The organism is Neorhizobium huautlense, from assembly GCF_030811685.1.
GTDB classification, from domain to species: domain Bacteria; phylum Pseudomonadota; class Alphaproteobacteria; order Rhizobiales; family Rhizobiaceae; genus Neorhizobium; species Neorhizobium huautlense_A.
Map to the genome: position 1 here is coordinate 64,432 of NZ_JAUSRF010000005.1, position 23,625 is coordinate 88,056.

Below are 23,625 nucleotides of genomic sequence, written 5' to 3' on the forward strand. Positions count from 1 at the left end.
GCGATGACGATGACAGACACCCAGATCCTCGCTGAGCGCAAGAAATCGAATGGGCCGATCGGCCGCTGGTTCTCCCTTTTGTGGGCCGATAAATTCGCCTTCTTCGCCGCTCTTTTTCTTCTCATCGTCGTGCTCTGTGCGCTGTTCGGCCCGCTTCTTCTGGATGCGGTCGCCACCAAACAGAACCTGCGCGGCCGCAACGCGCCGCCTTTCGATATCACGCGGGGCTGGCTTTATATTCTCGGCGCCGATGCGCTCGGCCGTCCGCTGCTGGCCCGCGTCATCGTGGCGGCACAGAACACCATGCTGGTGGCGGCCGCAGCCGTGCTCGCATCCTCTGTTGTTGGCACGGCGCTCGGACTGATCGCCGGGTATAGCCGGGCATCGGCGGCACAGTGGATCATGCGTCTCGGCGATGTCATCATGTCGTTTCCGTCGCTGCTTCTGGCGGTGATCGTGCTCTACATGCTGGAACCGTCGGTCGCCAACATCGTGCTGGTTCTCGCCATCACCCGCATCCCGATCTATCTGCGCACCACCCGCGCCGAAGTGCTGGAAGTGCGCGAGCGCATGTTCGTGCAGGCCGCCAAGGTGATGGGGGCGTCGCATTGGCGCATCGTTTTCTGTCATATCCTGCCGGTGATCTTTCCGACGCTGGTGACGATCGCCACGCTCGATTTCGCCTTCGTCATGCTGGCGGAATCCTCGCTCTCCTTCCTCGGCATCGGCATTCAGGCACCGGAAATCACCTGGGGCCTGATGGTGGCGCAGGGTCGACCTTACCTCACCAATGCCTGGTGGCTGTCCTTCTGGCCGGGTCTGGCGATCATCCTCACCACCCTGTCGCTCAATCTTCTGTCCAATTGGATGCGTATCGCGCTCGATCCGACGCAGCGCTGGCGCCTTGAAATGGGAGGTCGCAAACATGCCTGAACGTCCTACGACTGAACATCTGCTCGAAGTCCGTGACCTCTCGGTCGAATTCCATACCGCCGCCGGCACCGTCAAGGCCGTGCAGAATGTCAGCTGGCATCTCGATCGCGGCGAAACGCTCGCCATATTAGGCGAAAGCGGTTCGGGAAAATCCGTCTCGGCCTCGGCGATCATGAACCTCATCGACATGCCGCCGGGAAAAATCACCAGCGGCACCATCCTCTTCAACGGCCGCGACATGCTGAAGATGACGGCGGAGGAGAGGCGGGCGATCAACGGCGCAAAAATCGCCATGATCTTTCAGGACCCGCTCGCCCATCTCAATCCGGTCTATCCGGTCGGCTGGCAGATTGCCGAGATGATGACGACGCATGGCAAGCCCGGAGCCGACGCCTCGGCGCGTGCGCTGGACCTGTTGAAACGCGTCGGCATTCCCGAGCCGGAAGCGGCGATGCGCAAATATCCGTTCCAGTTTTCCGGCGGCCAGCGGCAGCGTTTGATGATCGCCATGGCGATCGCCTGTAAACCGGACATTCTGATTGCCGACGAACCGACGACGGCGCTCGATGTTACCGTGCAGGCGCAGGTTCTGGCGCTACTGGAAGAGTTGCAGCGCGAGACCGGCATGGGCCTGCTGCTCATCACCCACGATCTCGGTGTGGTCGCCGAAATCGCCGACCGCGTCGTGGTGATGAATTCCGGCCATATCGTCGAGACCGGTAATGCCGCGGAGGTCTATCGCAATCCGCAGCATGCCTATACGAAAAAGCTCATCGACGCCGCGCCCGGCAAGGGCGAAATCCCGGCCGAGCGTGAGCGGCAGGGCGAGCCGCTTCTGAAAGCGGTGGGGCTGAAAAAGACCTATGGCGCTTTCCATGCCCTGAAAGGTGTCGAGTTTTCGATCATGCCCGGCGAAACCGTGGCCGTGGTCGGCGAAAGTGGCTCGGGCAAATCGACGCTGGCACGGGCTATCGTGCGGCTCGATGATCCGCAGGAAGGGCAGGTGCTCTATCGCGGCAAGGATCTTCTCGCCATGTCGGCGAAAGAGGTTTTTGGCCTGCGACGCGATCTGCAAATGGTGTTTCAGGATCCGACGCAATCGCTCAATCCGCGCATGAGCGTTTTCCGGCTGATCTCTGAGGCCTGGGTCATTCACCCGGACATCCTGCCCAAGGAGAAATGGAAGGACCGCGTGGCTGAACTGCTGGTCAAGGTGGGCCTCAAACCGGACATGGCGGATCGGTATCCGCACCAGTTTTCCGGTGGTCAGCGCCAGCGTATCGCCATTGCCCGCGCGCTTGCCATGGAGCCGAAACTGATCGTCTGCGACGAGGCGGTGTCGGCGCTCGATGTTTCCATTCAGGCACAGGTAATTGCACTGCTGGATGGCTTGCGCCGCGAGTTCGGCCTGTCCTATCTTTTCATCGCGCACGACCTGCCGGTGGTTCGCGACTTCGCCGATCGGGTCATCGTCATGAAGGCGGGCGAGATTGTCGAGGAAGGCACCGTCCGGCAGATTTTCGATGCGCCGCGCCATCCCTATACACAGGCGCTGCTTGCCGCGAGCCTCGATCCTGACCCGCAGGTTCAGGCCGCCCGCCGCAGCGCTCGCCACAATCTGGAAGGACTTGTCCCCGCATGAAACCCGATGTTCTGATTGCCTATCCCCTCCGCAGCCAACAGATGGACATGCTGGAGGAGCGCTACACGCTGCACCGTCTGGACCTTGCCAAGGGGGAAGAACGTGAGGCGGTTTTCGCCAAGGCAGGGCCTGTCTGCACGGCCATGGTGGTGAATGGCCATGTCACGGTCGACAAGGCGTTTCTGGACAAGATGCCGGCGCTGAAACTCGCTTCCTGCTCTTCTGCCGGTTACGAGCCGATCGACGTGAACGAGATGACGCGTCGGGGCATCACGCTCACCAATACATCCGAAGTGCTGCTTGATGACGTTGCCGATATGGCGCTGCTTTTGATGCTGGCGGCGCGCCGGCGTTTGCCGCAGGGCGATGCCTATGTGCGCTCGGGCGATTGGGGCAAAAAGGGCATGATGCCGCTCACCACCTCCACCTTCGGCAAGAAAGCCGGCATTGTCGGCCTCGGACAGATCGGTCTCGCCATCGCGAAACGCTGCGAGGCGGTGGGCCTGACGATCGGTTATCACACGCGCACCAAAAAATCCGGCAATGACTACACCTATTTCGACGATCCGGTACAACTGGCTGAATGGGCAGATGTGCTGATCGCGGCAACGCCGGGCGGCGCTTCGACGGAAGGCCTGATCTCGGCCGAGGTTCTGGATGCGCTCGGTCCTTCCGGCAGTTTCGTGAACATTGCGCGCGGCACGGTGGTCGATGAACCGGCCTTGATCAAGGCGCTGGAAGAGGGGCGCATCGCCTCTGCCGGTCTCGATGTCTATCTCAACGAACCGAACCCCGATCCGCGTTTCGCAAAGCTCGATAATGTCGTGCTCTATCCGCACCATGCCAGTGGCACGGAAGAAACCCGTGAACGGATGGCGCAGTTGGCCGTCGATAATCTCGATGCGTTTTTTGCGGGCAGGCCGCTGCTGACGCCGGTGAATTGACACGAAACGCGTCTGGAAACGAGGTGTTGCCGCTTGCTCCCAATGATCTCCCCCCTTGAGGGGGAGATGTCACCGAAAGGTGACAGAGGGGGGGTGAGCAACGGCGCGGCGGATTGGGTGAAAGATGAATTTGCGCCAGCATCACCCCCCTCTGCCCTGCCGGGCATCTCCCCCTCAAGGGGGGAGATCGGCTGGGCGCACCGTTGTGTTTCCCTATGTGATATCCGCAGTGGCGGGATGGATGAGCGTCGTCTCAGATAAAATAATGCGGAAATTCTTTCCGCATGTCTTCCACCTTGGCCACCGTGCGGCTCAGGTGTTCGCGGATCGCTTCCACGGCTGCCCGTTCGTCACGGGCGGCGATCGCTTCGACAATCGCCTGATGGCCGTCGAGAATGCTGACGATCTTGCCCGTTTCCGGCAGGTGCAGGCGGCGGATGCGCTCCAGATGGCCGGAGCGCTCGCGCACCAGCTGGTGCAGGTTGCTGCGCTTGACGCCGGCAAACAGGGTCTGGTGGAAAAGCTCGTCCAGCTCCTGAAAGATGGTGATCTGTTCGGGATCGTCGGCGACGGCGCGCTGCATCTTGATGATCGAGCGGGCGCGCGTGATGATCGCCGGATCAAGCTCGGGATCGGCGGCAAGACGGCGGCAAACCTCTGTCTCCAGCGCCACGCGTAAAAAATGGGCTTCGTAGATCTGCAGCACGTCGATACGGGTGACGACGGTGCGCGATTGCGGGTAGATGCGCACAAGCCCTTCCTGCTTGAGGAGTTGCAGCGCCTCGCGGATCGGCGTCTGGCTGACCTCGTAGGTCTCGGTCAGTTCGCCGCGCGACAGGGTCGTGTCCGGCGGCAGCTGGATGGTGATGATACGCTTGCGCAGGTCGTCATAGACGCGCTGCACCGTGCCGCCGACGGCAACGGGAAAACCGGGTGCTGGAAGGCCAAAGGTCGCGGCAAGCTGCGAGTTCATGGATCAAATCCTTTTACGGCATTCATAACGACGGCGTGACTGATACACAAGAATACAAAATTGCGATTGATATATGAGTCTAACTGAAATATTAGTTTGAAAAAAGGGTGCTGGCGGTCTTCTGTCTTTGCAACTTTGCGGCAGATGTCCGAACCGGCGAACAGCTGAGGAGGAAGCCATGTTCAATCCCGATAAACGCCTGATCCCTGCCCAGCCTCCCAAGGCTGGCTTTGCTGCCGGCCCGTCCAAACTGGACGCCATTCGCTCGGTCACACTCTCGCTTGCCTATCTCCCGCTGGCGCGTCCGATCAGCGATGCAAAGGTTCTGACGGGCCGGCAGAAGCCGCTCACCCAGGTGGCTTTCCTGTTCTGCGAGATCACCACGGAAGCCGGCCATAGCGGCCTCGGTTTCAGTTATTCCAAGCGTGCTGGCGGTCCCGGTCTTTATGCGCATGCCTGCGAAATCGCCGACAATCTGATCGGCGAAGATCCGAACGACAACGCCCGTCTCTGGGACAAGCTCTGCTGGGCCGGCGCTTCGGTCGGCCGCTCAGGCATTGCCACGCAGGCGATTGCCGCCATGGATATCTGCCTGTGGGACCTGAAGGCCAAACGCGCCGGTTTGCCATTGTCCAAACTGCTGGGCGCACATCGTGATAGTGTCGCCTGTTACAACACCTCTGGCGGCTTTTTGTCCTCAAGCGTCGAGGAAATTCGCGATGCCATCGATCATTCGCTGGCATCGGGTATCGGTGGCATCAAGATCAAGGTCGGCCAGCCTGACCCGATGGTGGATATTCGTCGTCTCGACGCCATCACCACCCATTTGGATGGCCGCGTGCCGCTGATGGTCGATGCCAACCAGCAATGGGATCGCACCACCGCTCTGCGCTTCGGCCGTCTTGTCGAGCCGCTCAATCTGGAATGGATCGAGGAACCGCTGGACGCCTACGACGCCGAAGGTCATGCGGCACTGGCGCGTGAACTGGCAACGCCGATCGCAACCGGCGAAATGCTGGCCAGCGCCGAAGAGCACATGGCGTTGATCCGTGCCGATGCGGTCGATTTCATCCAGCCGGATGCGCCGCGTGTCGGCGGCATCACGCCGTTCATGCGCATCTGCACGCAGGCGGAAGCCAAGCGCATGCGGCTTGCCCCGCATTTCGCCATGGAGATCCACGTTCATCTGGCCGCAGCTTATGCGCATGAGCCATGGGTCGAACATTTCGACTGGCTGGCGCCGCTGTTCAATGAAGAGCTGGAAATCAAGGATGGCCGCATGATCGTGCCGGGTCGTCCCGGCCTCGGTTGCAGCCTCACCGGTCAGGCGCGCGACTGGACGGTAGAGACCAAAAGTTTCGGTGGCTGACGGCCGGATATTTCCAAGGGCGCGGTAAGTGTTTCTTGGCATGGATGAAGGCGCGTCCGCATGTTAGGCCTTCTTCCGCACAATAAGAGGAAACCGAAGCTAAGTCTTCGGAAGGAGAGCATTGATGACCTGGACCCCAACGGGCAAACATTTTATCGCCGGCCAGTGGACGCCCGGCACCTCGACATTCAAATCGGAACCGGCGCATGGCCCCGCGCATGACTTTGCCGTCGGCACCGTCGATCTCGTCGATCAGGCCTGCCGCGCCGCAGAAGGTGCCTTCGCGGCCTATTCTGCCAAGTCGCGTGAAGAACGCGCCACCTTCCTCGAAGCCATTGCCGAAGAAATCGACAAGCGCGGCGAAGCCGTCACTCTCATCGGCACGCAGGAAACCGGTCTGCCGGAAGGTCGCCTCAATGGCGAACGTGGCCGCACCACCGGCCAGCTGAAACTGTTCGCCGACCATATCCGCAAGGGCGCTCATCTCGATGCGCGTTTCGATGCCGCGCAGCCGGATCGTCAGCCGGCGGCCCGCCCGGAGATCCGTCTCGTTCAGCGGCCGATCGGCCCGGTCGCCGTGTTCGGCGCCTCCAATTTCCCGCTCGCCTTCTCCACGGCCGGTGGTGACACCGCCGCGGCCCTCGCTGCCGGTTGCCCGGTCGTCGTGAAAGGCCATTCCGCCCATCCCGGTACCGGCGAAATCATCGCCGAAGCCATTGCCGCCGCCGCTGAGCGCACCGGCATGCCGGCCGGCGTGTTCAGCCTCATCCAAGGCGGCCGTCGTGATGTCGGTACCGGCCTCGTCACCCATCCGGCCATCAAGGCCGTCGGCTTCACCGGCTCGCTTGCCGGCGGTCGCGCCCTGTTCGACCTTTGCGCCCAGCGCCCGGAACCGATCCCGTTCTTTGGCGAACTCGGCAGCGTCAACCCGATGTTCCTGCTGCCGGATGCCACCTCGGCGCGCGGCGAAGCGATCGGCAGCGGTTGGGCAGGCTCGCTCACCATGGGCGCCGGCCAGTTCTGCACCAATCCCGGCATTGCCGTCGTTGTCGAAGGCCCTGAAGCCGACAAGTTCGTGGCTGCCGCCAAGGCCGGTCTCGAAAAGGTGGCGGCCCAGACCATGCTGACCGATGGCATTGCCTCGGCCTACAAGGACGGTGTCGAGCGCATGCGCTCCAGCAATGCCGTGTCCCCGGTTCTTTCCACGGAGAGCGACGGCCGTAATGCCAGCCCGAACCTCTTCGAAACGACAGGCGCGACATGGCTTGCCGATCATGCTCTCGGCGAAGAAGTGTTCGGTCCTCTCGGTCTGGTCGTGCGCGTTGGCTCGACCGAAGAAATGGTCAATCTGGCGGAAAAATTCGCCGGCCAACTGACCGCCACCATGCATATGGACGACAGCGACCTGCCGCTTGCGCAAAAGCTGCTGCCGGTTCTGGAGCGCAAGGCCGGCCGCGTGCTGGTCAACGGTTTCCCGACCGGTGTCGAAGTGGTGGATTCCATGGTTCACGGCGGTCCGTATCCGGCCTCGACCAATTTCGGCGCCACCAGCGTCGGCACGATGTCGATCCGCCGTTTCCTGCGTCCGGTATCCTACCAGAATTTTCCGGAGGCCCTGCTGCCGGCAGATCTGCGCAACTGAAATAAAGCTTAGGAGGAGCCCTTCATGATTGCACCGAACGACCTGCGAGAAATCATCCGCAACGGCCTTTTGTCCTTCCCCGTCACCCCTTTCGACGCGGAGGACAAATTTGCCGCAAAACCGTTCTCGGCGCATCTTGAATGGCTGTCTTCTTACCCCGTCGCCGGCCTGATCGTGGCCGGCGGCACCGGGGAACTGTTTTCACTGACCCCCGGCGAAGTCGTGGATGTGGTGAAAACCGCCCGTGCCGTGTCCGGTGATGCGCCTGTCATCGCCGGCTGCGGTTACGGCACGCGCATTGCCTGCGACATGGCCAAGGAAATCGAAAAGGCCGGCGGTGATGGCATTCTGCTTTTGCCGCATTACCTCACCGAAGCGCCTGCCGATGGCATCGCCGCCCGCGTGCGCGCCGTGTGCAAATCCACCAATATGGGCGTCATCGTTTATAACCGCGGCCAGGCCCGCGTGTCCGCCGAACAGCTGGCGCAGCTGGCCGACGAATGCCCCAACCTGATCGGGTTCAAGGATGGCACCGGCGATATCGACACCGTGCGCCGCGTCACCGTCGCGCTGGGTGATCGTCTCTCTTATATCGGCGGCATGCCCACGCATGAGCTTTTTGCGCAGGCCTATCGTGGCGCCGGCATGCCGACCTATTCGTCTGCTGTCTTTAATTTCGTGCCAGAAACGGCGCTGAAATTTCACGCCGCCTTCACCGCGGGTGACGACGCCACTTGCGAACAGATGCTGCGGGATTTCTATTACCGTTTTGCCCGCATTCGTGACCGCAAGGCCGGTTATGCCGTTTCCGCCATCAAGGCGGGTGTGCGTCTTCGCGGTTTCGATGCCGGCCCGGTGCGCGCGCCGCTGGTCGATCTCACCGAGGAAGAGGTCGAGATGATGCGCGAATTGATCGCCTCGGCGAACTGAGTTTTCGAACTGACCGGGCGGGTTGTTCATCCGCCCGATCGCTGCTTCGGGCGTCATGCACAACACGCTCATGCATTAGTGTTTATGTGCCGTAATCGGGTTCGTTGGCAAAGAGGAGCTGCCGACGGATCACTGCCAAAAAGGGAATGCCATTCACTGCAAACCGCGCTTGATGCGCATGGGAGGAGACTGACATGAAATCCAATTTAGCAACTGCCTGCCTGTCCACGGCCATGATCGCCATGGCCTGTAGCCCCGCCTTGGCGCAGGACGCCAAGAAGAATGTCACCGTGGTTCTTGCCGAAACCGTCGATGTGGTCGAGCCCTGCATGGCCGCCCGCCAGGATGTCGGTCGCGTCATCTCGCAGAATGTCAACGAGATGCTGGTGGAGTTCGATTATACCAACAGCGAATTGAAGCCGCGGCTTGCCACCGAGTGGAAGCAGATCAACGACGCGACCTGGGAATTCAAGCTGCGGGAAAATGTGAAATGGCATGACGGCAAGCCGTTCACTGCCAAGGATGTGCAGTTCACGCTGGAGCGCAACAAGAACAAGAAGATCACCTGCGAAGTCGGCGGCAAATATCTCGGCGGTACCGAATTCTCGTTCGAAAGCCCGGATGAAAACACCATCCGCATCACCACCAAGCCTGCTCAGCCGATCCTGCCGCTGCTGATGACCGTCATCCCGATGGAATCCGCTGAGGCGACACCTGCGGATGAATACACGCGTAAGCCCATCGGCACCGGCCCTTATACGTTCGACCAGTGGACTGTTGGCCAGAACATCGTTCTGAAGCGCAATCCGAATTACTGGGGTGAGCAGCCGCAGGTGGAGCAGGCGACCTATCTGTTCCGTTCCGACAGTGCCGTTGCTGCGGCCATGGTCGAAGCGGGTGAAGCCGATATCGTGCCGGCCGTTGCCGTGCAGGATGCCACCAACAAGGAAACCGATTTCGCCTATCCGAACTCGGAAACCACGTCGCTGCGTATCGATACGCGTGAGGCGCCGACCAATGACCGTCGTATTCGCGAGGCGATGAACCTTGCGATTGATCGCCAGGCCATGCTCGGAACGCTGTTCCCGGTCGAGGCCAAGATCGCCACCCATCTCGTGGTGCCGACCACGATCGGCTATAACCCGGATGTTCCGGCTTGGCCTTACGACCCGGAAAAGGCAAAGGAACTGGTGGAAGCGGCGAAAGCCGATGGCGTGCCGGTCGATCGCGAAATCCGTATCATCGGCCGTAACGGACAATATCCGAATGCCACCGAGACGATGGAAGCGATCATGGCGATGCTTCAGGAAATCGGTCTCAACGTCAAGCTCGACATGTATGACGTATCGGTCTGGAACGGTTATTTCGTCGCTCCCTTCGTCAAGGATTCCGGACCGACGCTGACCCAGTCGCAGCATGACAATGCCACCGGCGATCCCGTCTTCACCGCGTTCGTGAAATACGCTTCGGGCGGTTCACACTCGATGGTGCGTGATCCGGCTGTCGACGACCTGATCTCCAAGGCAACCGCCGCCACCGGCGAAGAGCGTACGAAACTCTGGAAGGAGCTGTTTTCCAAGGTCAACACGGACATCATCGCCGATATCCCGATGTTCCACATGGTTGGCTTCACGCGTGTTTCCAAACGTCTGGATTTCAAGCCGACGATTGCCACGAACTCGGAACTGCAGTTGTCGCAGATCCGTTTCAAGTGATCCGCAGCTGAATGAAGTGGGCCGCATCGCGTGTGCGGCCCACACCCATTTCCCCACGAGACCATGGATGAACCGATGCCGCTGATCGAACGCGCCGCCCTGACCGATTTTGCCCAAGACATGCTGACCCGCGCCGGCATGGAGGCGGACAAGGCCAAAGCCACCGCCGCCATTCTCGTCGAAGGCGACATGATCGGTCACGAAACCCATGGTGTCAGCCTTCTCCACTGGTATGTCGAGGCGTTGGAAGACGGTTCGCTTGCCAAGGCCGGCGATTATGAAGTGGTCAATGATCGCGGTGCTGCCTTTGTCTGGGACGGCAACTCGCTGCCGGGCGCGTGGCTGTTGTCCGAAGCACTGGATCAGGCCTGTGAACGTGTCGGACAATATGGCGTGGTCACGGCGGCCATCCGCAACTGTCACCATACCTGCGCGCTCTCCGCATTCATGCGGCAGGTGACGGAACGCGGGCTGATCGTGCAGATTTCCGTTTCTCACCCCGCCGCCAGCCGCGTCGCGCCCTATGGCGGCACAAAACCGCTTCTGACACCGAATCCGATGGCCGCCGGTTTTCCGACATCCGCCGACCCGATCCTGATCGATGTTTCCGCTTCGATCACCACCACGACGATGACGCAGACGCTGGCCAAGGCCGGCCAGAAATTTCCTGAGGCCTGGGCACTGACCGCCTCGGGCGAACCGACCGACGACCCGCGTGAGGTGACTGAACATGGCGGCACGATGATGCCGCTTGGCGGGCAGTTGAAGGGGCACAAGGGTTTTGGCCTCGCGCTGATCGTCGAACTTTTGGGGCAGGGGCTTTCCGGCAAGGGCCGCGCCAATGCGCCGGCCGGCGTTTTTTCGCAGAGCGCCTTCCTGCAGGTCATCGATCCCGAATTTTTCGCGGGCCTTGATGCCTTTACTGCTCAATCTGACTTTTTGAGCGATGCCTGCCGCAGCAATCCGCCGGCGGCATGGAACAATGGCCCGGTGCGTATGCCGGGAGACAGCGCCGCCCGCAAGCGCCGTGTGGCGCTCGAAAAAGGTGTGCCGGTGGGCGATCTCGCATGGGAAAAACTGACCCGCGATGCCAAACGTCTGGGTATCGACATTCCATCAGTATTTGCTTGAAAACATTCCGAAAACGGATGGTCCGTCGGGAACAGGGTAAAACTATTGCGGCTTTTACCCTGCTTATCCTTGGGCGCGTTGCGGATAAGTCACAACCCCGGCCGCGAAACGGTCACAATTGGTTTTTTCCCGCTTGAAGTGTTGCCGCGTCAAACCTCGCTGATACTTATCGTTGAACCGATTCTTTTATTCAAGGATACGTGATGCGGAAGCTTGCGCCCTTCGTTGTTTTAGCTCTTTTGAGTGCATGCGCCAGTCCTTCCGACGGCCCGGGCGCTGGTGCTTTTTACAATACCGTTGATCCTGTTACCAAAGAGCGCGTGCCGGTCACCCGTCTGGCGGATGCGCCGATGGCGCCGCCGATCACGCAGCCCATGTCCTACGCGCCGACCGATCTCGGTCTCGCCGGCATGCGCTCGGGTGGTTATGTCGATCAGCGCCTGCGTCGTGGCGATGTCATCGAGGTCACCATTCTCGATACCGGTGAAGAGGGCATGTTCTCCTCCACCCAGAGCAAGACGCTCAATCTCGGCAAGTTCACGGTCGATTCCGCCGGCACGGTCACGATGCCTTTCGTCGGTCGCCAGCGCGTGCTGGAATCCTCGCCGGAAGCGCTGCAGTCGCGCATCGTCAACGGCCTCAAGGGTTCTGCCGTCAATCCGCAGGCGGTCGTTACAGTTGTCGATAAGCCGTCCACCGGCTTTACCGTCAATGGCGATGTCCGCTCTGCCGGTCGTTTCCCGCTGACAGCCCGCAAGGAGCGTGTGCTCGATGCCATCGCGCTTGCCGGCGGTTCGTCCTCGGCACCGGGTTCTGCCACGGTCACGCTCATCCGCGGCGGCCAGCAGGCCAGCGCGCCGATCCAGCGCCTGATGAACGACAATGCCCAGAACGTCTATCTTCTGCCGGAAGATCAGGTTTTTGTCGGCAAGGATTCTCCGACCTTCACCGCATTCGGCGCCTTCAAGAGCGTTGGTGAGTTTGAATTCGAGCCGGGCAAGCTGACGCTCGCCCAGGCATTCGGCCGCGCCGGTGGTCTGCTGGATGACCGCGCCAATGCCCGCAACGTTTACCTCCTGCGCAACGAAACGGTCTACAGGCCGCTGCCGGGCGCTGCCGAAAAGCAGAAGCTGGTCACCACCTACAGCGTTTCGAACAAGCCTGCCGTCTACCGCATCGACATGAAGGACATTTCCAACCTGGCGTTGATGCAGCGTTTCCAGATGGCCAAGGGTGACATGCTGTATGCCACCAATGCCGGCATGGTCGATTTCGCAAAACTCTTCACCATCTACCAGAAGAGTGTTGCCACCGCCGCAGCACCGCTGCCGGGCGCAAACTGATCCGATTTAAAACTGCTTGATTTCAAAGGCCGCCGAGCATCTGCAAGGCGGCCTTTGCATTTTCAGGCCTATCTTGCGGCAGCGGCTGGGAAAGACGGCCGGCGAGGGCGTGAAGGTCTATCGCTTCCGCATCACCACAGTTTCGCAGCATCAGCGACAGGATACGGCCGGCCGCAAACAGATCGGCACGGTGGTCGATCACCCCGCCCTCCTTTTGCTCTGGCGCTGCAAAATCCGGATGGCCGGCGAAGGAAATATCGAGATCGCGATGGGCTTCGCCGCTGCGCAGCGCAATACCGAAATCGGCGATCCTCAATGTGTCGGACGATTGTCCGGCGAAAAGGATGTTGGCGGGCGAAAGGTCGCAATGCACGAAACCGCGCTCATGAATGGCGGACAGCCCCTCCAGCATGGCGGTCATGATCACGCGAATTTCGTCCGGTGAGCTTGGCGTCGAGGCAAGTCGGTCTGCGAGACTGTTTTCGCACCATTCCAGCACCAGGGCGGGGCGACCATCGTCCAGCCGCAACAGGATCTGCGGCTGGATGATATGCGGATGGCCCAGGGCGAGGCCGATTTCCGCTTCCTGCAACAGCATGCGTCGCGCGATCGGATCGTGAGAATGGTCGGAATGTACCGTCTTCACGGCATGCTGTGAGCCCAGATCACGATGACGGGTGCGGAAAATTTCGGTCAATCGGCCGCCGGCCGACCGTTCTTCGATCACGAACGTATTGCCGATGATGTCGACCGACGCCTCACTCAGGCGGTGTTCACCCCGATCCAGCGCGTCGCGCACACGATCGATGAGCATGCGACGATCTTCGTCGCTGCGTCTTCCGCCGTCATCATGCACGAGGCTCTGCCAGAGGTCGGCAAAGCGTTTTTGGATGTCGGCGAAACCCGGATTACCGGCCATTGCCATCCTTCACGTCGATCACGACGGCGCTGAGGTTTTCGCGGCAATTGGCGATGAGGCCTTCCTGGATCAGCGTGTTGGCAATATCGTCGATGTCACCGGACAGCAGGATCTCGGCGATATTGCGCTCCGGTATCACCCGCGACAGCGGATGGCTGCAGAGAAGAAAACGATCGCCGGCCTGTAATTCATCCAGAATGACTTCCGGCGAAAGCTGCCCCGCAAGACCGATGGCGCGTGAGAGGGAACGGCGAAGACCAACCGACACATGGTCTCGTGTCAGGCAGCGCATCATGCCGTCGCGCAGCAGATAGGCGCGTGCATCGCCGGCCCAGATCAACGCAAACCGGTCCTCGACCACACCGAGCGAAACGAGGCTGGCGCTCGGCGGCTTGCGCCCCCAGGACCCGCCCGTCGATTGCAGGACACCGTTGGCGCGGCCGAGCTTGCCTTTCATTTCCTGAACAAGGCTTTCGATCGTGTCCTGCGGTGCCGTATCCGACAGCATGGCGATGGTCTGTCGGCTCGCTTCCACAGCCTCATTGCCGTCGCCAACCCCATCGGCTACCGCAAACAGGAATGGCGTATGCTGCGCCAAAACGGCGTCCGCATTCAGGCTGAGACGCGTGCCGGCATGGGTCGCCTTGTCGTGTCGCAGGCGAAAATTCCGGGGGGTGGCAACCGGGAGAGGCGCAGGCTCAAGGCTTGGTTCATTTGCAGGCTCGGCTTCGACCCTGTTCAGATTTGCCGCGGCCGGCGGTTGCGGCTGAACCGGCGCGGGTTCCGGTTCGACTATTGGCGGCGCAGCCGGTTCCGGCTGCGGAGGGCCGGAAGCCTCCATGCCGGCCATCAGTAGTTCCAGAAAATCCGTCGGCTGCGGCGCACCGCCGCTGCGAAACCCCTTGTTCTGGCGATCATCGGGATCGAAACGCCACCAAAGTGTGTCCGGTCTCTGGCTTCTGCCGGCGCGTGGTTCGAAATGCTGGTCCGATGGGCGCAGGTGTCGAAGCCGTTTCAGACTTGCCGTAAATGTGTCGAGATCGAAATCACGGCGGGAAACCGTCTCGGCAAGCGCCTCCAGCGCCAGAAACCATGTTTCGTCCAGGCAGAGTTTTCGCGTGTCGTCGGCAAATTCGTGCAATTGCGCGGTGATGACCAGCGGAAAACTTCTGCCCACGCGGTCACGGCTGGGGACGATGACGCCGGCAACCGTCACTGGTCCCCAGACGCCACGTTCTGCCACGAACCGCCATGCCGGCATGTTGCGAAAGATCGCTTCCCAGTTTTCGCCGGCATGCTGATGCGCCTTGGCGATGCCGGCCTGCAGCCAGGCATCAAGTGCATCCTGAACCGAGCGGCGAAGACCGGTCGAGACAAAATCGCCATGGCTTGGAAGCTTGCCGAAAAAGCCGATCCGGTCGGCCTCCATGCTGACCGGATCGAGAGCGGAACGTGCCGGCATGATCGGCGTCCTCAAAACTGTGTCGGGCAGGCAAACGCATTGAGCGCCGCCAGCCGGAACGGGTTGAGCACGGAGCCGAACTGCACTTCGAACTCGGCGGTTTTCCCGGCCTGGGTGAAGCGGGCGCGGAACAGGTCATCACCTTGCGAGGTGATGTTGGCGCTGTCGAACAGCCGGAACGGCGACCAGTCGCCGTTTTCGGTGATCGCCTGCTGCCAGCCGCCGGGCTGGAAGGCGATGCGCGACAGGTTGCTGGCGTCCGTCGAGGGCCAGGCGATCGATTTCGCCTGAACGGGCCCATGGAAATAGACGAGACGTTCCGCCTCGATTTCCAGCATCACGGCATTGGCATTGTCCGACAGCGACACCGGCTTCACGTTGATGGCGATCGACGGGTTCTCGCTGCCTGCAGGGAAGAAGGCGCGATTGATCTTGTCGGCATTTTCGAACTGGGCGATCGCCTCGCTCGGAATGCTGGCCGCGCCAAACGTGCCCTTCCAGCCCCATGGCGACGAACTGGTGTCGACAAAGGCGGAAAGGCGTGCGTCGAAGAAGCTCTTGAACAGGCCTTTCGGGCCGAACAGTCGCACGAAATCGGTCATGGCCACATCGCGCGGCGATTCCCGTTCGAATGGATAACGGCCGGTAATGACGTTCGAGCAATAGCTCGCGCCTTCCGCCGCCCAGGCGTCGTTGATACGGGCGCGCGCCGATTTGACAGCGAGTGACCCGACATCGGCGGCAACACCTGCCATCCAGGCATCGACCGGATTAGGCAGACGGCGGGCCTGCTGCAACAGATCCTGGTTGGCATCGGTCAACTGGCTATCGACGTCAAAAACCCTGGCGACTTCAGCCGTTGATGTGGTGGCGCGGAAGAGTTGATCCGCAACCTTTTGCAAGGCGGCCTGAAGCTGGCCGATCTGCGATTTCGGGCCATCGGCGGGTTGGCCGGTGCCTGCTGCGGCAGCGCCATCGGTTGGTTCGGCCAGCGCTTCGCGAAGGCCGGCATAAGGATCCGGCGCATTGGTGACACCCGCCAGCGCCGTGGATGATACGGCGCTGCTTGTGGCAGCCGAGGCGATCTCGGTACCGGCATTGCGCAGATCCGTATTCTCCGCGATCGACCGTGCGAGCATTTCGACCGGGGTGACAGGTTTTGTCGCCAGATTCCGGGTCGTCTCGGCTGCATCATTGATCGTCTGCGAGGGTTTTACCCGCATGTCGGTCAGAAGCGTGGACCAGCGTTTTTCGAAATTGTCGAAATAAAGCTGCATGGTCGACTGCGTGATGGCCTCGATCGTGCTGCCCGCGGGGTTCTCCTCGTTGCGGACCCAGGTTTCTTCGATAGCGGTGCGAGCCGCATCGGAAACTTTTGGCAGGACGACGCTGCGATAACCATTGCTGGAAAACAGGCCGGGAATGCCCTCACGAAGCGGCGCGCCGGAACTGCGCTCGAAGGCCTCTTCGCCGACCGGGCCGAGAGACGTTCCCGGGTTCCAGGCCGGAAGCGCGCGCGCGGCGCGATAATCGTTGAGAATATCGTAGGCGCGGCTGGCAAGGCTTTGGGAACGGATCGTTTCACGCGCCTTGGCGATCAGGTAGGGATCGAGAGCGACCGGCGGCAGAGTGCCGCGTGCCATGGCCGCCGCATGGGCGTTCAGCGACTTTCGGGCGTTGGCGCGGCCATCGCCGGGATAAAGCGCATTGAACATGTCCTGCGTTTCAAGCTCGATGAATTCGCGGTCCATCGATCCGAGGCCGCCCAGCATGCCGTAAAGCTTGAGCGCGTTGAAGGTTTTCGCAACATCGCCGCCATCGGCCATGTCCTTCTGCAACTGCACCAGAATACGTGGCAGGAGCAGCGCATTCAGCGCGCGCTGATAGGCATCGCGATGACGGCCGGCCACCTTGTCTTCCTGGTCGAGACCAAAGCTGACTGGCCAGACACGATCCTTGGAAAAATCGCCGGTCACCGCTGCCAGATTGTCCAGCGCCGGCATGATGCGCAGGAAATCCGCATCGGCAACGTCACGCACGGTGATGCCCTGAGCCAGTTTCTCATAGGCATCGATATGTTCTTCGGCGGCGATGAGTGCAGCCTTGTTCTGGAAATAGGTGACCGTCCAGCTTGTCAGCACCACCGCCAGTACCAATACGGCAGCGGCATAGGCGGCACGGCGGAACAGCAACTGCCGACCGGAAAGACGGCGATCACGCGAAACCAGCGAGGCTTCGTCGAAGATGACATCCTTGAACAGGCGAGAGAGGAAATAGCTGCGACGTGCCCGGCCGGAGGTCGAAACCGCCGTTTCGTTCACCTGCGTGCCGGAGGCGAAATAGATGCCGCGCAGCAGCGGCGGCTCCACCAGCTTCGAGCCGGTGCACAGCTCGCTCATCACATCGTGCAGGCGTTCCTTCAGCGCCGCCAGTTCCGCCGGAAAGCGGAAGATGCGGCCGCGCAGTTCGGCATTCGGTTCCTGCTGCAGGCGTTCGATCAGCATCGAGCCGACGCGTTCCTGCAGAAGGGTGAACTCTTCCGTGAACCGGTCCGGGAGATCGATCGTCTTGTAGCTCTCGTCGAGGCCGAATGTCGTGCCCCAGACCTGTTCGCGGTCCGACTTATTGAAGCCATCGAAGAACTCGACGAAACCGGTCAGAAGGTCCGCCTTGGTCAGAACCAGATAGACCGGAACGCGTGCCTGCAGCTTTTCGTCCAGTTCCGACAGGCGCTGGCGGATGACGCGGATTTCCTCGCGCTGCGCTTCCGGATCACGGGTCAGAAGGTCGCCGATCGAAAGCGTGACCAGCGCGCCATTGATCGGCTGCGAGCGGCGATATTTTCGCAAGAGGCCGAGAAAACCCTCCCAGCCGGCCTTGGCCGAGCCGTTGAGATCGTCCTGTGTCGTATAACGGCCGGCGGTATCGATCAGGATCGCTTCGTCGGTAAACCACCAGTTACAGTTACGCGTGCCGCCGATGCCCTGCACGGAATTGCTGCCCAGCGCATCGCCGAGCGGGAATTTCAGGCCGGAATTGGTGAGCGCCGTCGTCTTGCCGGAGCCGGGGGCACCAAAAATGACGTACCAGGGAAGCTCGTAGATATAACCGAAGCGCTTCTTGCTGACGCGGCGCAGCAGCTGCAGCGCCTCCTTCAGGCGGTTATGGATGTCGTTGACCTCAGCCTGCTGGCTGGCGGCGGCTTCCGATTCCGCATCGCGCTCGATGCCTTCGACAAGCTGTTTGTCGCGGCGGCGGTCGCGAATGACCGAATAGATCAGATAGGCCAGCCAGACGGCGATGATCACGCCGATCAGGATGATGCGATTGGTGGGGCTCGCCAGCGGCTTGAAGTCGCCGAAGGCTGCCAGATAACCATAAAACCAGATGACGATACAGATCGCCGCCACCCAGATGACCGAGATGAACCTCCGTCCTATCAGGCCCGCATAGGCCTCGACATAGGAACGGAGCGTGTAAAACATACCAATCGGGTTCATGGCAAGACGCCCCCTGCTGCCGGGTTGGCCGGCATATTTCGAATATCCACTTCAAGAGGCGGCGAGACCGCGCCCGCACCAGTCAGTTCCTCATCCGGATCGGCCAGAACGAGAATTTCCGTGCGGCGGTTCTTTTCCCGACCTTCGGGGGTGGAGTTGCTGGCGATCGGATCCGCTTCGCCGCGACCTTCGGCAATGATGGCGCCGGGGCCGGTGAAGGCGGCCAGGATATCGGCCACGGATTTGGCGCGTGCCTGCGACAGATGCCAGTTGGACGGGAACTGGATCGTGTTGATCGGTACATTGTCGGTATAACCAACGACGACCGCGCGGAAGTTTTCCTGTGCCAGTGCCCCGCCGATGCGGGAAATCAGCATCTTGAACTCGTCGCTGACTTCGGCGCTGCCGACATCGAAGAGGCCGGCATTGTTGATGCGCACCAGAACGCGGTTCTTGGCGGTTTCCCGCAACGACACCAGGTTCTGTTCGACTTCCGGCTGCAGGAAACGCATGAAGTTTTCAAGCTTGGTCGGCTTCGCCGGCACCAGTTCCGGCCTGACCGGCGGCTCCGTGATCTTGGCAATGATCTCCGGTTCGGCCTCTTTCGGCGGTGGGTTGATGAGAATGCTGGGTGCGTCGGCCGGCGAAAGTTGCGCCAGTTGCTGGAAGGTATTGTCCGATGCGTTGTTCAGCGAGAAGGTGAAGAACAGATAGCCAAGCGCAAACACCAGCGCTAGCAGAGACATCAGCGTCCACAGCGCCACGGCGGTTCTGAGCGGCTTGTGTTTGGCCGAAACACCCTTCCAGTGTGGCGAAAGCTCGCGTTCGAACACGCCATATTGGCCGAGCAGCGTTTTGTAGAGACTGTCGCGGATACGGCCGAGCTCGAGATTGCCGCGTGCGGAGACACGCGTACGGCCCTCGAAGGCAAGCGACAGCGACAGGTAGATCAAGAGCAGCAGGTCCTTGTTGGTGCCCGGGCTCTGATGGAAATGGTCGAGAAGATCGAAAACGCGGTCGCCGCCGGTCACATCCATATGGAATGTGGAGACGAGGCCGGAACGCGCCCAGCCGGCGCGCACGCCCCAGGGCTTGCTCAGCACCACGTCATCCACGGTGGCGCAGATGATGTAGTGGGCGGCACGCGCCCGTTCCGGGCTGATGCGTGAACCGGCGAGATCACGCTCGTAACGGCCAACAGCTTCCACCGCCACGCGGCGCAGCTGTTCCATGTCCGGCTGTTCGTCGGTGTAACGCAGCGCATGCGCAAGGTTTAGCAACGGGGCCGCCGAGCGCACCAGCGTCGGCACTTCCTCGCCGCCGAAGCGGAAATCGCGCACCAGCGTTTCCACCGACCAGCCGCCTTTCGGCAGCGGTTTCGGCGCAAGGTCGTCAATGCCGGGCGTGTCGAGCACGTCGTCCAGCATTTCCGCCATGCGCGCAGCGGATTGCTTTTTCTTGATCCCGTCTTCGGTCAGTTCGACGACGGTCGGCAGGTTCTGCCACTTCGATGCGGGTTCGTTGGTCATTCTCTAAGGGCCCACATTTCCATTTCGAGACCAGGGAAATCACCTGCGAGATGCAGGGCGATGGCGCCCGAGGTTTCAAGCTGCTTCCAGAGCGGATTTTTCGTATCGAGTTCGAAATAGATCGTGCCGGAGCGGTACGGCAGCTGGCGCGGCAGAACCGGCAGCGGACGAACCGGAATGCCCGGCAGCGCGACATTGACCAGTTCTGCGATACGCTCGACCGGGCCGACCTTGATCTGCGACGGCAGTTTTCGACGGACATCTTCCGCCGACATTTCGGCGCGCACGGCCAAAACGAAACCGGCATCCTTGAGCAGCGAACGGTCGTTGATCGTGCCGACGCGAACGCCATGGCGGCGTTCGGCAAGCTCGATCGAAACGGCCGCCTGTTCCAGAACCGATGAAAGCGAGGCGCGCAGGTCTTCATAAACTGCTGCAAAAGTCGCCTTCAGATCGTCGTGACGGTAGGGCGGAAAATCGGTTGCCCGCTTGCGCTCGGTGGTGAAGGTGGCGAGTTCGCCGGCGAGCTGGATGCAGGTCTCGTAGAAATCGATCGGATGGATGCGCGTGGCGTTGGCCGAAATATGTTTCAGCATCGGGTCGGCGCGATTGAGGATCTGCAGCAGAAAGTAGTCGCCCACCTCAGCCGTGCCGCGAATGGTCGGATCGCCGATACGCTCGGCAATCGCCTCGGCGCGGTGGCGCACGATACCCAGCAGTTCCGTCATCAGTTCGGAAAGCCGTGGTTCTGCGGCGCAGTTGAGGCTTGGCGCGATGAAATCGGGATCGAGAATGACGGCGCGGTCGGAACGAACCTCGATCACGCGGGCAAGGCCGATGAGTTCGTAACCGGCAAGGTCGTCACCGGTCTTCAGGTAACGCAGGCTCAACCGGCTGACGTCGATCGGGGCCATGAAATCGGTTTCGACATTGGCATCCGGCGCTTCGTAATTGGAAGCGGTCATGCGCACGCTGTTGAACCGGGCGCCGCCGTTGAGCGCTACATCAGGCTTGCCCGGCTGACGGGCCGGAAGCGCCAGATAGATGATGGCGTTCTTGACACTTTCATCGAGATCGACGGCCGGCGGCAGGTCGGTGTCGAGCGGCGCTTCGAACGGCGTGCCATCGGGCAGGATGCCGCGCAGGTTGGCGAGCGCGAACTGGCCGATGGCAAGCGCACTGCGGTCTATGCCGATTTCGGCAACGCCCCACGGATAGGCGGAAAGGCCGCGCGTCGTGGTACGCACCAGCCTTTCCGTCCAGCGGTCCGCCTGCTGGAAGTGCTGGACGCGAAGGAACATGCCTTCGCTCCAGGCGACCCGGTTCTCATTTCTCATCGTTGAGGTCTTCTCTCTCTGCTTTCGGCAGGTTCGCCATGCGGTTCCCGTCTTCCGTTCGCATCATGGCGTCGCGGAAAACGTCCTGAACCGACAGCGTCCTGCCGTCTTTTTCGAATTGATTTTTGTAGGCATGCCAGTAGTCGCGGCCACGCAGGAAACCGAAGGACGTCATTGAGCCTGCCGCGTCGATGCGGGATTCGATGATGCGTGGCTCCATTTCCTGGGCGACGTGATGCACGAGATTTTCCAGCGCCGCCTGCAGTCTGGCCTGGCGGTTTGCCAGTTCCTCGATCCGGGTCACCAGCGTGTCCGAGTTTCCGCTGTTGAAGAAATCCTGTTCGATTTCAGGCATAGGCAGATCCAACCCGAACGTGGCAAAGCTTGCCTCAAGCGCATCTTCCACGCGCTGCAAGAGCGGGCTGATTTTCGCTTCGATATCGACATTCCGCGCCGGCGCAACGGCTTGCTGCGGTGCCTTGACGGGTTCGATATCCGGCTGTGGTGCATTGTCGTTGACGGTCTGCAACGCCTCGACCGGGCGCGCCCTGGCCACCGGAATGGTCACATGCGTCGCCGAGTTGTGCTCGAGGTAATTGCCGTATTCCGAGTGATCCGACTTGTCGGCGTCGAGGTTCCAGTCGTCCGGCAGGAGATTGCCGGTAGAGCGCACTTCAGGCGGGCCGTTCCAGCCGATATCGACATTGCGCGAAGGCGAGGGGCCTTCCTTTTTGGCAATCGGCTCCAGCCAATCCTCGGACATCTTGTTGCCGAGAACACCGGTTGCCGTGCGGCCGCCCGGCGCGATGTCGGCGAGGATGGCGGAAATCGTCAGCGTCTCGTCGCTCATCGCGTAATTGGTATCCGGGTCCTCCACATCGCGATGCACCTCACCGGTGATGACCACGGAAAATGCGATGGGGCCGACTTCCAGCCGCGACTGGTCGGAAAGCCGCGCCGTCTCGCCCTCATGCACGACCACGCCATCGACACGCGAACCATTGGCGCTCTGGTCGCGCAGCACAAAGCCACGCGCATCACGCTCGATCGTGCAATGCAGTTTGGAGATCGACCGCTGGTCCTCCGGCAATTGCCAGTCGCAATCCGGCGAACGGCCCAGCGTGCGCTTGCCCTGTTCGAAAAACCACTTTGTCCGGCTGGCCGGCAACATGCTGGCACCTGCGATCGCTTTCAGTTCAAGCCGCATGTTCGCCTCCTAAAACCGCCGCCGGTCGGGGTTCTACGATCACGGCATCGTCACTGTCCTTCGCGGCCGGTGCGACGCGTGCCCAGCTGTTCCAGCCCAGTCGCGGCTGATCGGCGCTTTCCTGACCAAGCTGGCAGAACGGCACGTCTTCTTTCCTCAGGATGACCTGAATGTCGAAATCGAGCGCCGAGCCGACATAAAGCCGTGTCAGCGCAAACAATTCGGTGATGTTGCGCCCACCCGGCGTCAGCGACAGGTAGTCGCGATAGGCCAACGGACCGACGATGACGCGAAAACCGCCGCTGAAATCATGGATGGCCGAACCGGCGGATGCATTGACGCCAAGCTGGACGCCCTGCGGCGCGCCCATCCTGCTGCGCTCCTTCATCGGAATGGTCAGCCAGCGCGGACGGAACAGCTCGATTTCCACCGGCAGGCCGCTGAACTCGCTCAGCATGGCGCGCAGATTGGCGGGATTGCGGTTGCGTGAGGCGAAAAAGCCGGAAAAACGCAGCACGACATCCTCGTCGATGCCGCTGGTTTCCTTGAGCTTGCGGGTGCCGAAACCGGTCAGCGCAAACAGCGTGGTGATGAAGCCGTTATCCTCGCGTCGCTGGCCCCAGCGCAGGCGCCGCGCGATGCGATATTTTTCGGAGGCGTCGGCAAAAAGCTCTGCCATGCGTGCGCTGAACAAGTCGAAAAAGGCTGCCAGCCCCTTCGACTTGTTCCGCTCCTCGCGCATGATCAGTTCATTGTAGTTGGCCGGCATCGAGCCGAGCGGCCCGGTCAACCCGGCAAGCGCGCTGCGGATCGAAGCGCGCGCGCCCTTCTGGCGAAAACCGCTGACAGCGAGCGGTGCCGGCGAAACGCCCATATGCGATGCGATCTCAAGCTCGCCGCTCGCCTCACCCGTGCCGGCAGCCGTCTGCGCGACACGGAAAGCCGTTACCGCATCGAAGCGGCCTGGGTCGCGTTCGAGCAGGTCGACAAGCGTGTCGCGTGGTGCGTCGGGTTGGCGTAGCCTCGAGAGATCCATAGGGCGATCGCGG

General features: G+C 61.3%; 17 protein-coding genes. 9 read left to right on the plus strand and 8 right to left on the minus strand.

All coding sequences use genetic code 11. The features are described from left to right. The first annotated feature begins 3 nt into the window (after nt 1-3). The 3 genes from J2T09_RS08820 to J2T09_RS08830 are packed head-to-tail and all read left to right on the plus strand — an operon-like array spanning nt 4 to nt 3,519. The gene (locus J2T09_RS08820) at nt 4-933 is read left to right on the plus strand and encodes an ABC transporter permease (RefSeq protein ID WP_306833362.1); all 930 of its coding nucleotides are present in this window, start codon (nt 4-6) and stop codon (nt 931-933) included. Beyond that, nucleotides 926-2,575, plus strand: coding sequence for an ABC transporter ATP-binding protein (locus J2T09_RS08825; RefSeq protein ID WP_306833365.1), 1,650 nt, complete (start codon nt 926-928; stop codon nt 2,573-2,575). The genes J2T09_RS08820 and J2T09_RS08825 overlap by 8 nt, the downstream gene beginning before the upstream one ends. Further along, nucleotides 2,572-3,519 carry a 2-hydroxyacid dehydrogenase gene (locus J2T09_RS08830; protein ID WP_306833367.1) on the plus strand — a complete coding sequence of 316 codons (948 nt, stop codon included), beginning with the start codon at nt 2,572-2,574 and terminating at the stop codon, nt 3,517-3,519. The genes J2T09_RS08825 and J2T09_RS08830 overlap by 4 nt, the downstream gene beginning before the upstream one ends. 253 nt (nt 3,520-3,772) lie before the next feature. On the opposite strand, the gene J2T09_RS08835 is transcribed toward J2T09_RS08830, so the two are convergent. Next, on the minus strand, nt 3,773-4,492 hold the full coding sequence (locus tag J2T09_RS08835) for a GntR family transcriptional regulator (RefSeq protein WP_306833369.1): 720 nt from the start codon (nt 4,490-4,492) through the stop codon (nt 3,773-3,775). Nucleotides 4,493-4,670: 178 nt separating this feature from the next. On the opposite strand from J2T09_RS08835, the gene J2T09_RS08840 reads away from it, so the two are divergent. The 6 genes from J2T09_RS08840 (at nt 4,671) to J2T09_RS08865 (ending at nt 12,622) form a co-directional block, all read left to right on the plus strand. Further along, entirely contained in the window at nt 4,671-5,861 is a 1,191-nt protein-coding gene (locus J2T09_RS08840; RefSeq protein WP_306833371.1) for an L-talarate/galactarate dehydratase, read from the plus strand. Between the two features lie 124 nt (nt 5,862-5,985). Next, entirely contained in the window at nt 5,986-7,503 is a 1,518-nt protein-coding gene (locus J2T09_RS08845; protein WP_306833373.1) for an aldehyde dehydrogenase (NADP(+)), read from the plus strand. 24 nt (nt 7,504-7,527) lie between these two features. Further along, complete coding sequence (locus J2T09_RS08850; protein ID WP_306833375.1) at nt 7,528-8,433, plus strand: 5-dehydro-4-deoxyglucarate dehydratase; 906 nt, start codon at nt 7,528-7,530, stop codon at nt 8,431-8,433. 194 nt (nt 8,434-8,627) lie between these two features. Continuing rightward, entirely contained in the window at nt 8,628-10,148 is a 1,521-nt protein-coding gene (locus tag J2T09_RS08855; protein ID WP_306833376.1) for an ABC transporter substrate-binding protein, read from the plus strand. A 75-nt stretch (nt 10,149-10,223) separates the two neighbouring features. Continuing rightward, nucleotides 10,224-11,279 (plus strand): Ldh family oxidoreductase, encoded by a 1,056-nt coding sequence (locus J2T09_RS08860; RefSeq protein WP_306833379.1) that lies wholly within the window; start codon nt 10,224-10,226, stop codon nt 11,277-11,279. 203 nt (nt 11,280-11,482) lie between these two features. Continuing rightward, nucleotides 11,483-12,622 (plus strand): polysaccharide biosynthesis/export family protein, encoded by a 1,140-nt coding sequence (locus J2T09_RS08865; protein WP_306833380.1) that lies wholly within the window; start codon nt 11,483-11,485, stop codon nt 12,620-12,622. A 22-nt stretch (nt 12,623-12,644) separates the two neighbouring features. On the opposite strand, the gene J2T09_RS08870 is transcribed toward J2T09_RS08865, so the two are convergent. The 7 genes from J2T09_RS08870 to tssG are packed head-to-tail and all read right to left on the minus strand — an operon-like array spanning nt 12,645 to nt 23,612. Then, a complete protein-coding gene (locus tag J2T09_RS08870; RefSeq protein ID WP_306833382.1) occupies nt 12,645-13,541 on the minus strand; it encodes a serine/threonine-protein kinase in 897 nt (298 codons plus the stop codon). Continuing rightward, entirely contained in the window at nt 13,531-15,003 is a 1,473-nt protein-coding gene (gene tagF, locus J2T09_RS08875; protein ID WP_306833383.1) for a type VI secretion system-associated protein TagF, read from the minus strand. The genes J2T09_RS08870 and tagF overlap by 11 nt, the downstream gene beginning before the upstream one ends. Before the next feature lie 11 nt (nt 15,004-15,014). Next, complete coding sequence (gene tssM / locus J2T09_RS08880) at nt 15,015-18,503, minus strand: type VI secretion system membrane subunit TssM (protein WP_306833385.1); 3,489 nt, start codon at nt 18,501-18,503, stop codon at nt 15,015-15,017. Continuing rightward, nucleotides 18,500-20,032 carry a type VI secretion system protein TssL, long form gene (tssL, locus tag J2T09_RS08885; RefSeq protein WP_306833387.1) on the minus strand — a complete coding sequence of 511 codons (1,533 nt, stop codon included), beginning with the start codon at nt 20,030-20,032 and terminating at the stop codon, nt 18,500-18,502. Before tssL ends, tssM begins: the two co-directional genes overlap by 4 nt. Further along, on the minus strand, nt 20,029-21,369 hold the full coding sequence (tssK, locus tag J2T09_RS08890; RefSeq protein WP_153357261.1) for a type VI secretion system baseplate subunit TssK: 1,341 nt from the start codon (nt 21,367-21,369) through the stop codon (nt 20,029-20,031). Before tssK ends, tssL begins: the two co-directional genes overlap by 4 nt. Beyond that, entirely contained in the window at nt 21,359-22,576 is a 1,218-nt protein-coding gene (locus J2T09_RS08895; protein ID WP_306833390.1) for an FHA domain-containing protein, read from the minus strand. The genes tssK and J2T09_RS08895 overlap by 11 nt, the downstream gene beginning before the upstream one ends. Continuing rightward, nucleotides 22,566-23,612: a type VI secretion system baseplate subunit TssG gene (gene tssG, locus J2T09_RS08900; protein WP_306833392.1), complete on the minus strand. Its 1,047-nt coding sequence runs from the start codon at nt 23,610-23,612 to the stop codon at nt 22,566-22,568. Before tssG ends, J2T09_RS08895 begins: the two co-directional genes overlap by 11 nt. Nucleotides 23,613-23,625 lie beyond the last annotated feature (13 nt).

Excerpts from the sequence above, each read along its gene's own strand:
- J2T09_RS08830 (WP_306833367.1), top strand. The coding sequence starts at position 2,572 with ATGAAACCCGATGTTCTGATTGCCTATCCCCTCCGCAGCCAACAGATG.
- J2T09_RS08845 (WP_306833373.1), top strand. The coding sequence starts at position 5,986 with ATGACCTGGACCCCAACGGGCAAACATTTTATCGCCGGCCAGTGGACG.
- tagF (WP_306833383.1), bottom strand. The coding sequence starts at position 15,003 with ATGCCGGCACGTTCCGCTCTCGATCCGGTCAGCATGGAGGCCGACCGG.
- tssM (WP_306833385.1), bottom strand. The coding sequence starts at position 18,503 with ATGAACCCGATTGGTATGTTTTACACGCTCCGTTCCTATGTCGAGGCC.
- J2T09_RS08825 (WP_306833365.1), top strand. The coding sequence starts at position 926 with ATGCCTGAACGTCCTACGACTGAACATCTGCTCGAAGTCCGTGACCTC.
- J2T09_RS08870 (WP_306833382.1), bottom strand. The coding sequence starts at position 13,541 with ATGGCCGGTAATCCGGGTTTCGCCGACATCCAAAAACGCTTTGCCGAC.
- J2T09_RS08865 (WP_306833380.1), top strand. The coding sequence starts at position 11,483 with ATGCGGAAGCTTGCGCCCTTCGTTGTTTTAGCTCTTTTGAGTGCATGC.
- tssK (WP_153357261.1), bottom strand. The coding sequence starts at position 21,369 with ATGAGAAATGAGAACCGGGTCGCCTGGAGCGAAGGCATGTTCCTTCGC.
- J2T09_RS08860 (WP_306833379.1), top strand. The coding sequence starts at position 10,224 with ATGCCGCTGATCGAACGCGCCGCCCTGACCGATTTTGCCCAAGACATG.
- J2T09_RS08855 (WP_306833376.1), top strand. The coding sequence starts at position 8,628 with ATGAAATCCAATTTAGCAACTGCCTGCCTGTCCACGGCCATGATCGCC.
- tssG (WP_306833392.1), bottom strand. The coding sequence starts at position 23,612 with ATGGATCTCTCGAGGCTACGCCAACCCGACGCACCACGCGACACGCTT.
- J2T09_RS08840 (WP_306833371.1), top strand. The coding sequence starts at position 4,671 with ATGTTCAATCCCGATAAACGCCTGATCCCTGCCCAGCCTCCCAAGGCT.
- J2T09_RS08835 (WP_306833369.1), bottom strand. The coding sequence starts at position 4,492 with ATGAACTCGCAGCTTGCCGCGACCTTTGGCCTTCCAGCACCCGGTTTT.
- tssL (WP_306833387.1), bottom strand. The coding sequence starts at position 20,032 with ATGACCAACGAACCCGCATCGAAGTGGCAGAACCTGCCGACCGTCGTC.
- J2T09_RS08820 (WP_306833362.1), top strand. The coding sequence starts at position 4 with ATGACGATGACAGACACCCAGATCCTCGCTGAGCGCAAGAAATCGAAT.
- J2T09_RS08895 (WP_306833390.1), bottom strand. The coding sequence starts at position 22,576 with ATGCGGCTTGAACTGAAAGCGATCGCAGGTGCCAGCATGTTGCCGGCC.
- J2T09_RS08850 (WP_306833375.1), top strand. The coding sequence starts at position 7,528 with ATGATTGCACCGAACGACCTGCGAGAAATCATCCGCAACGGCCTTTTG.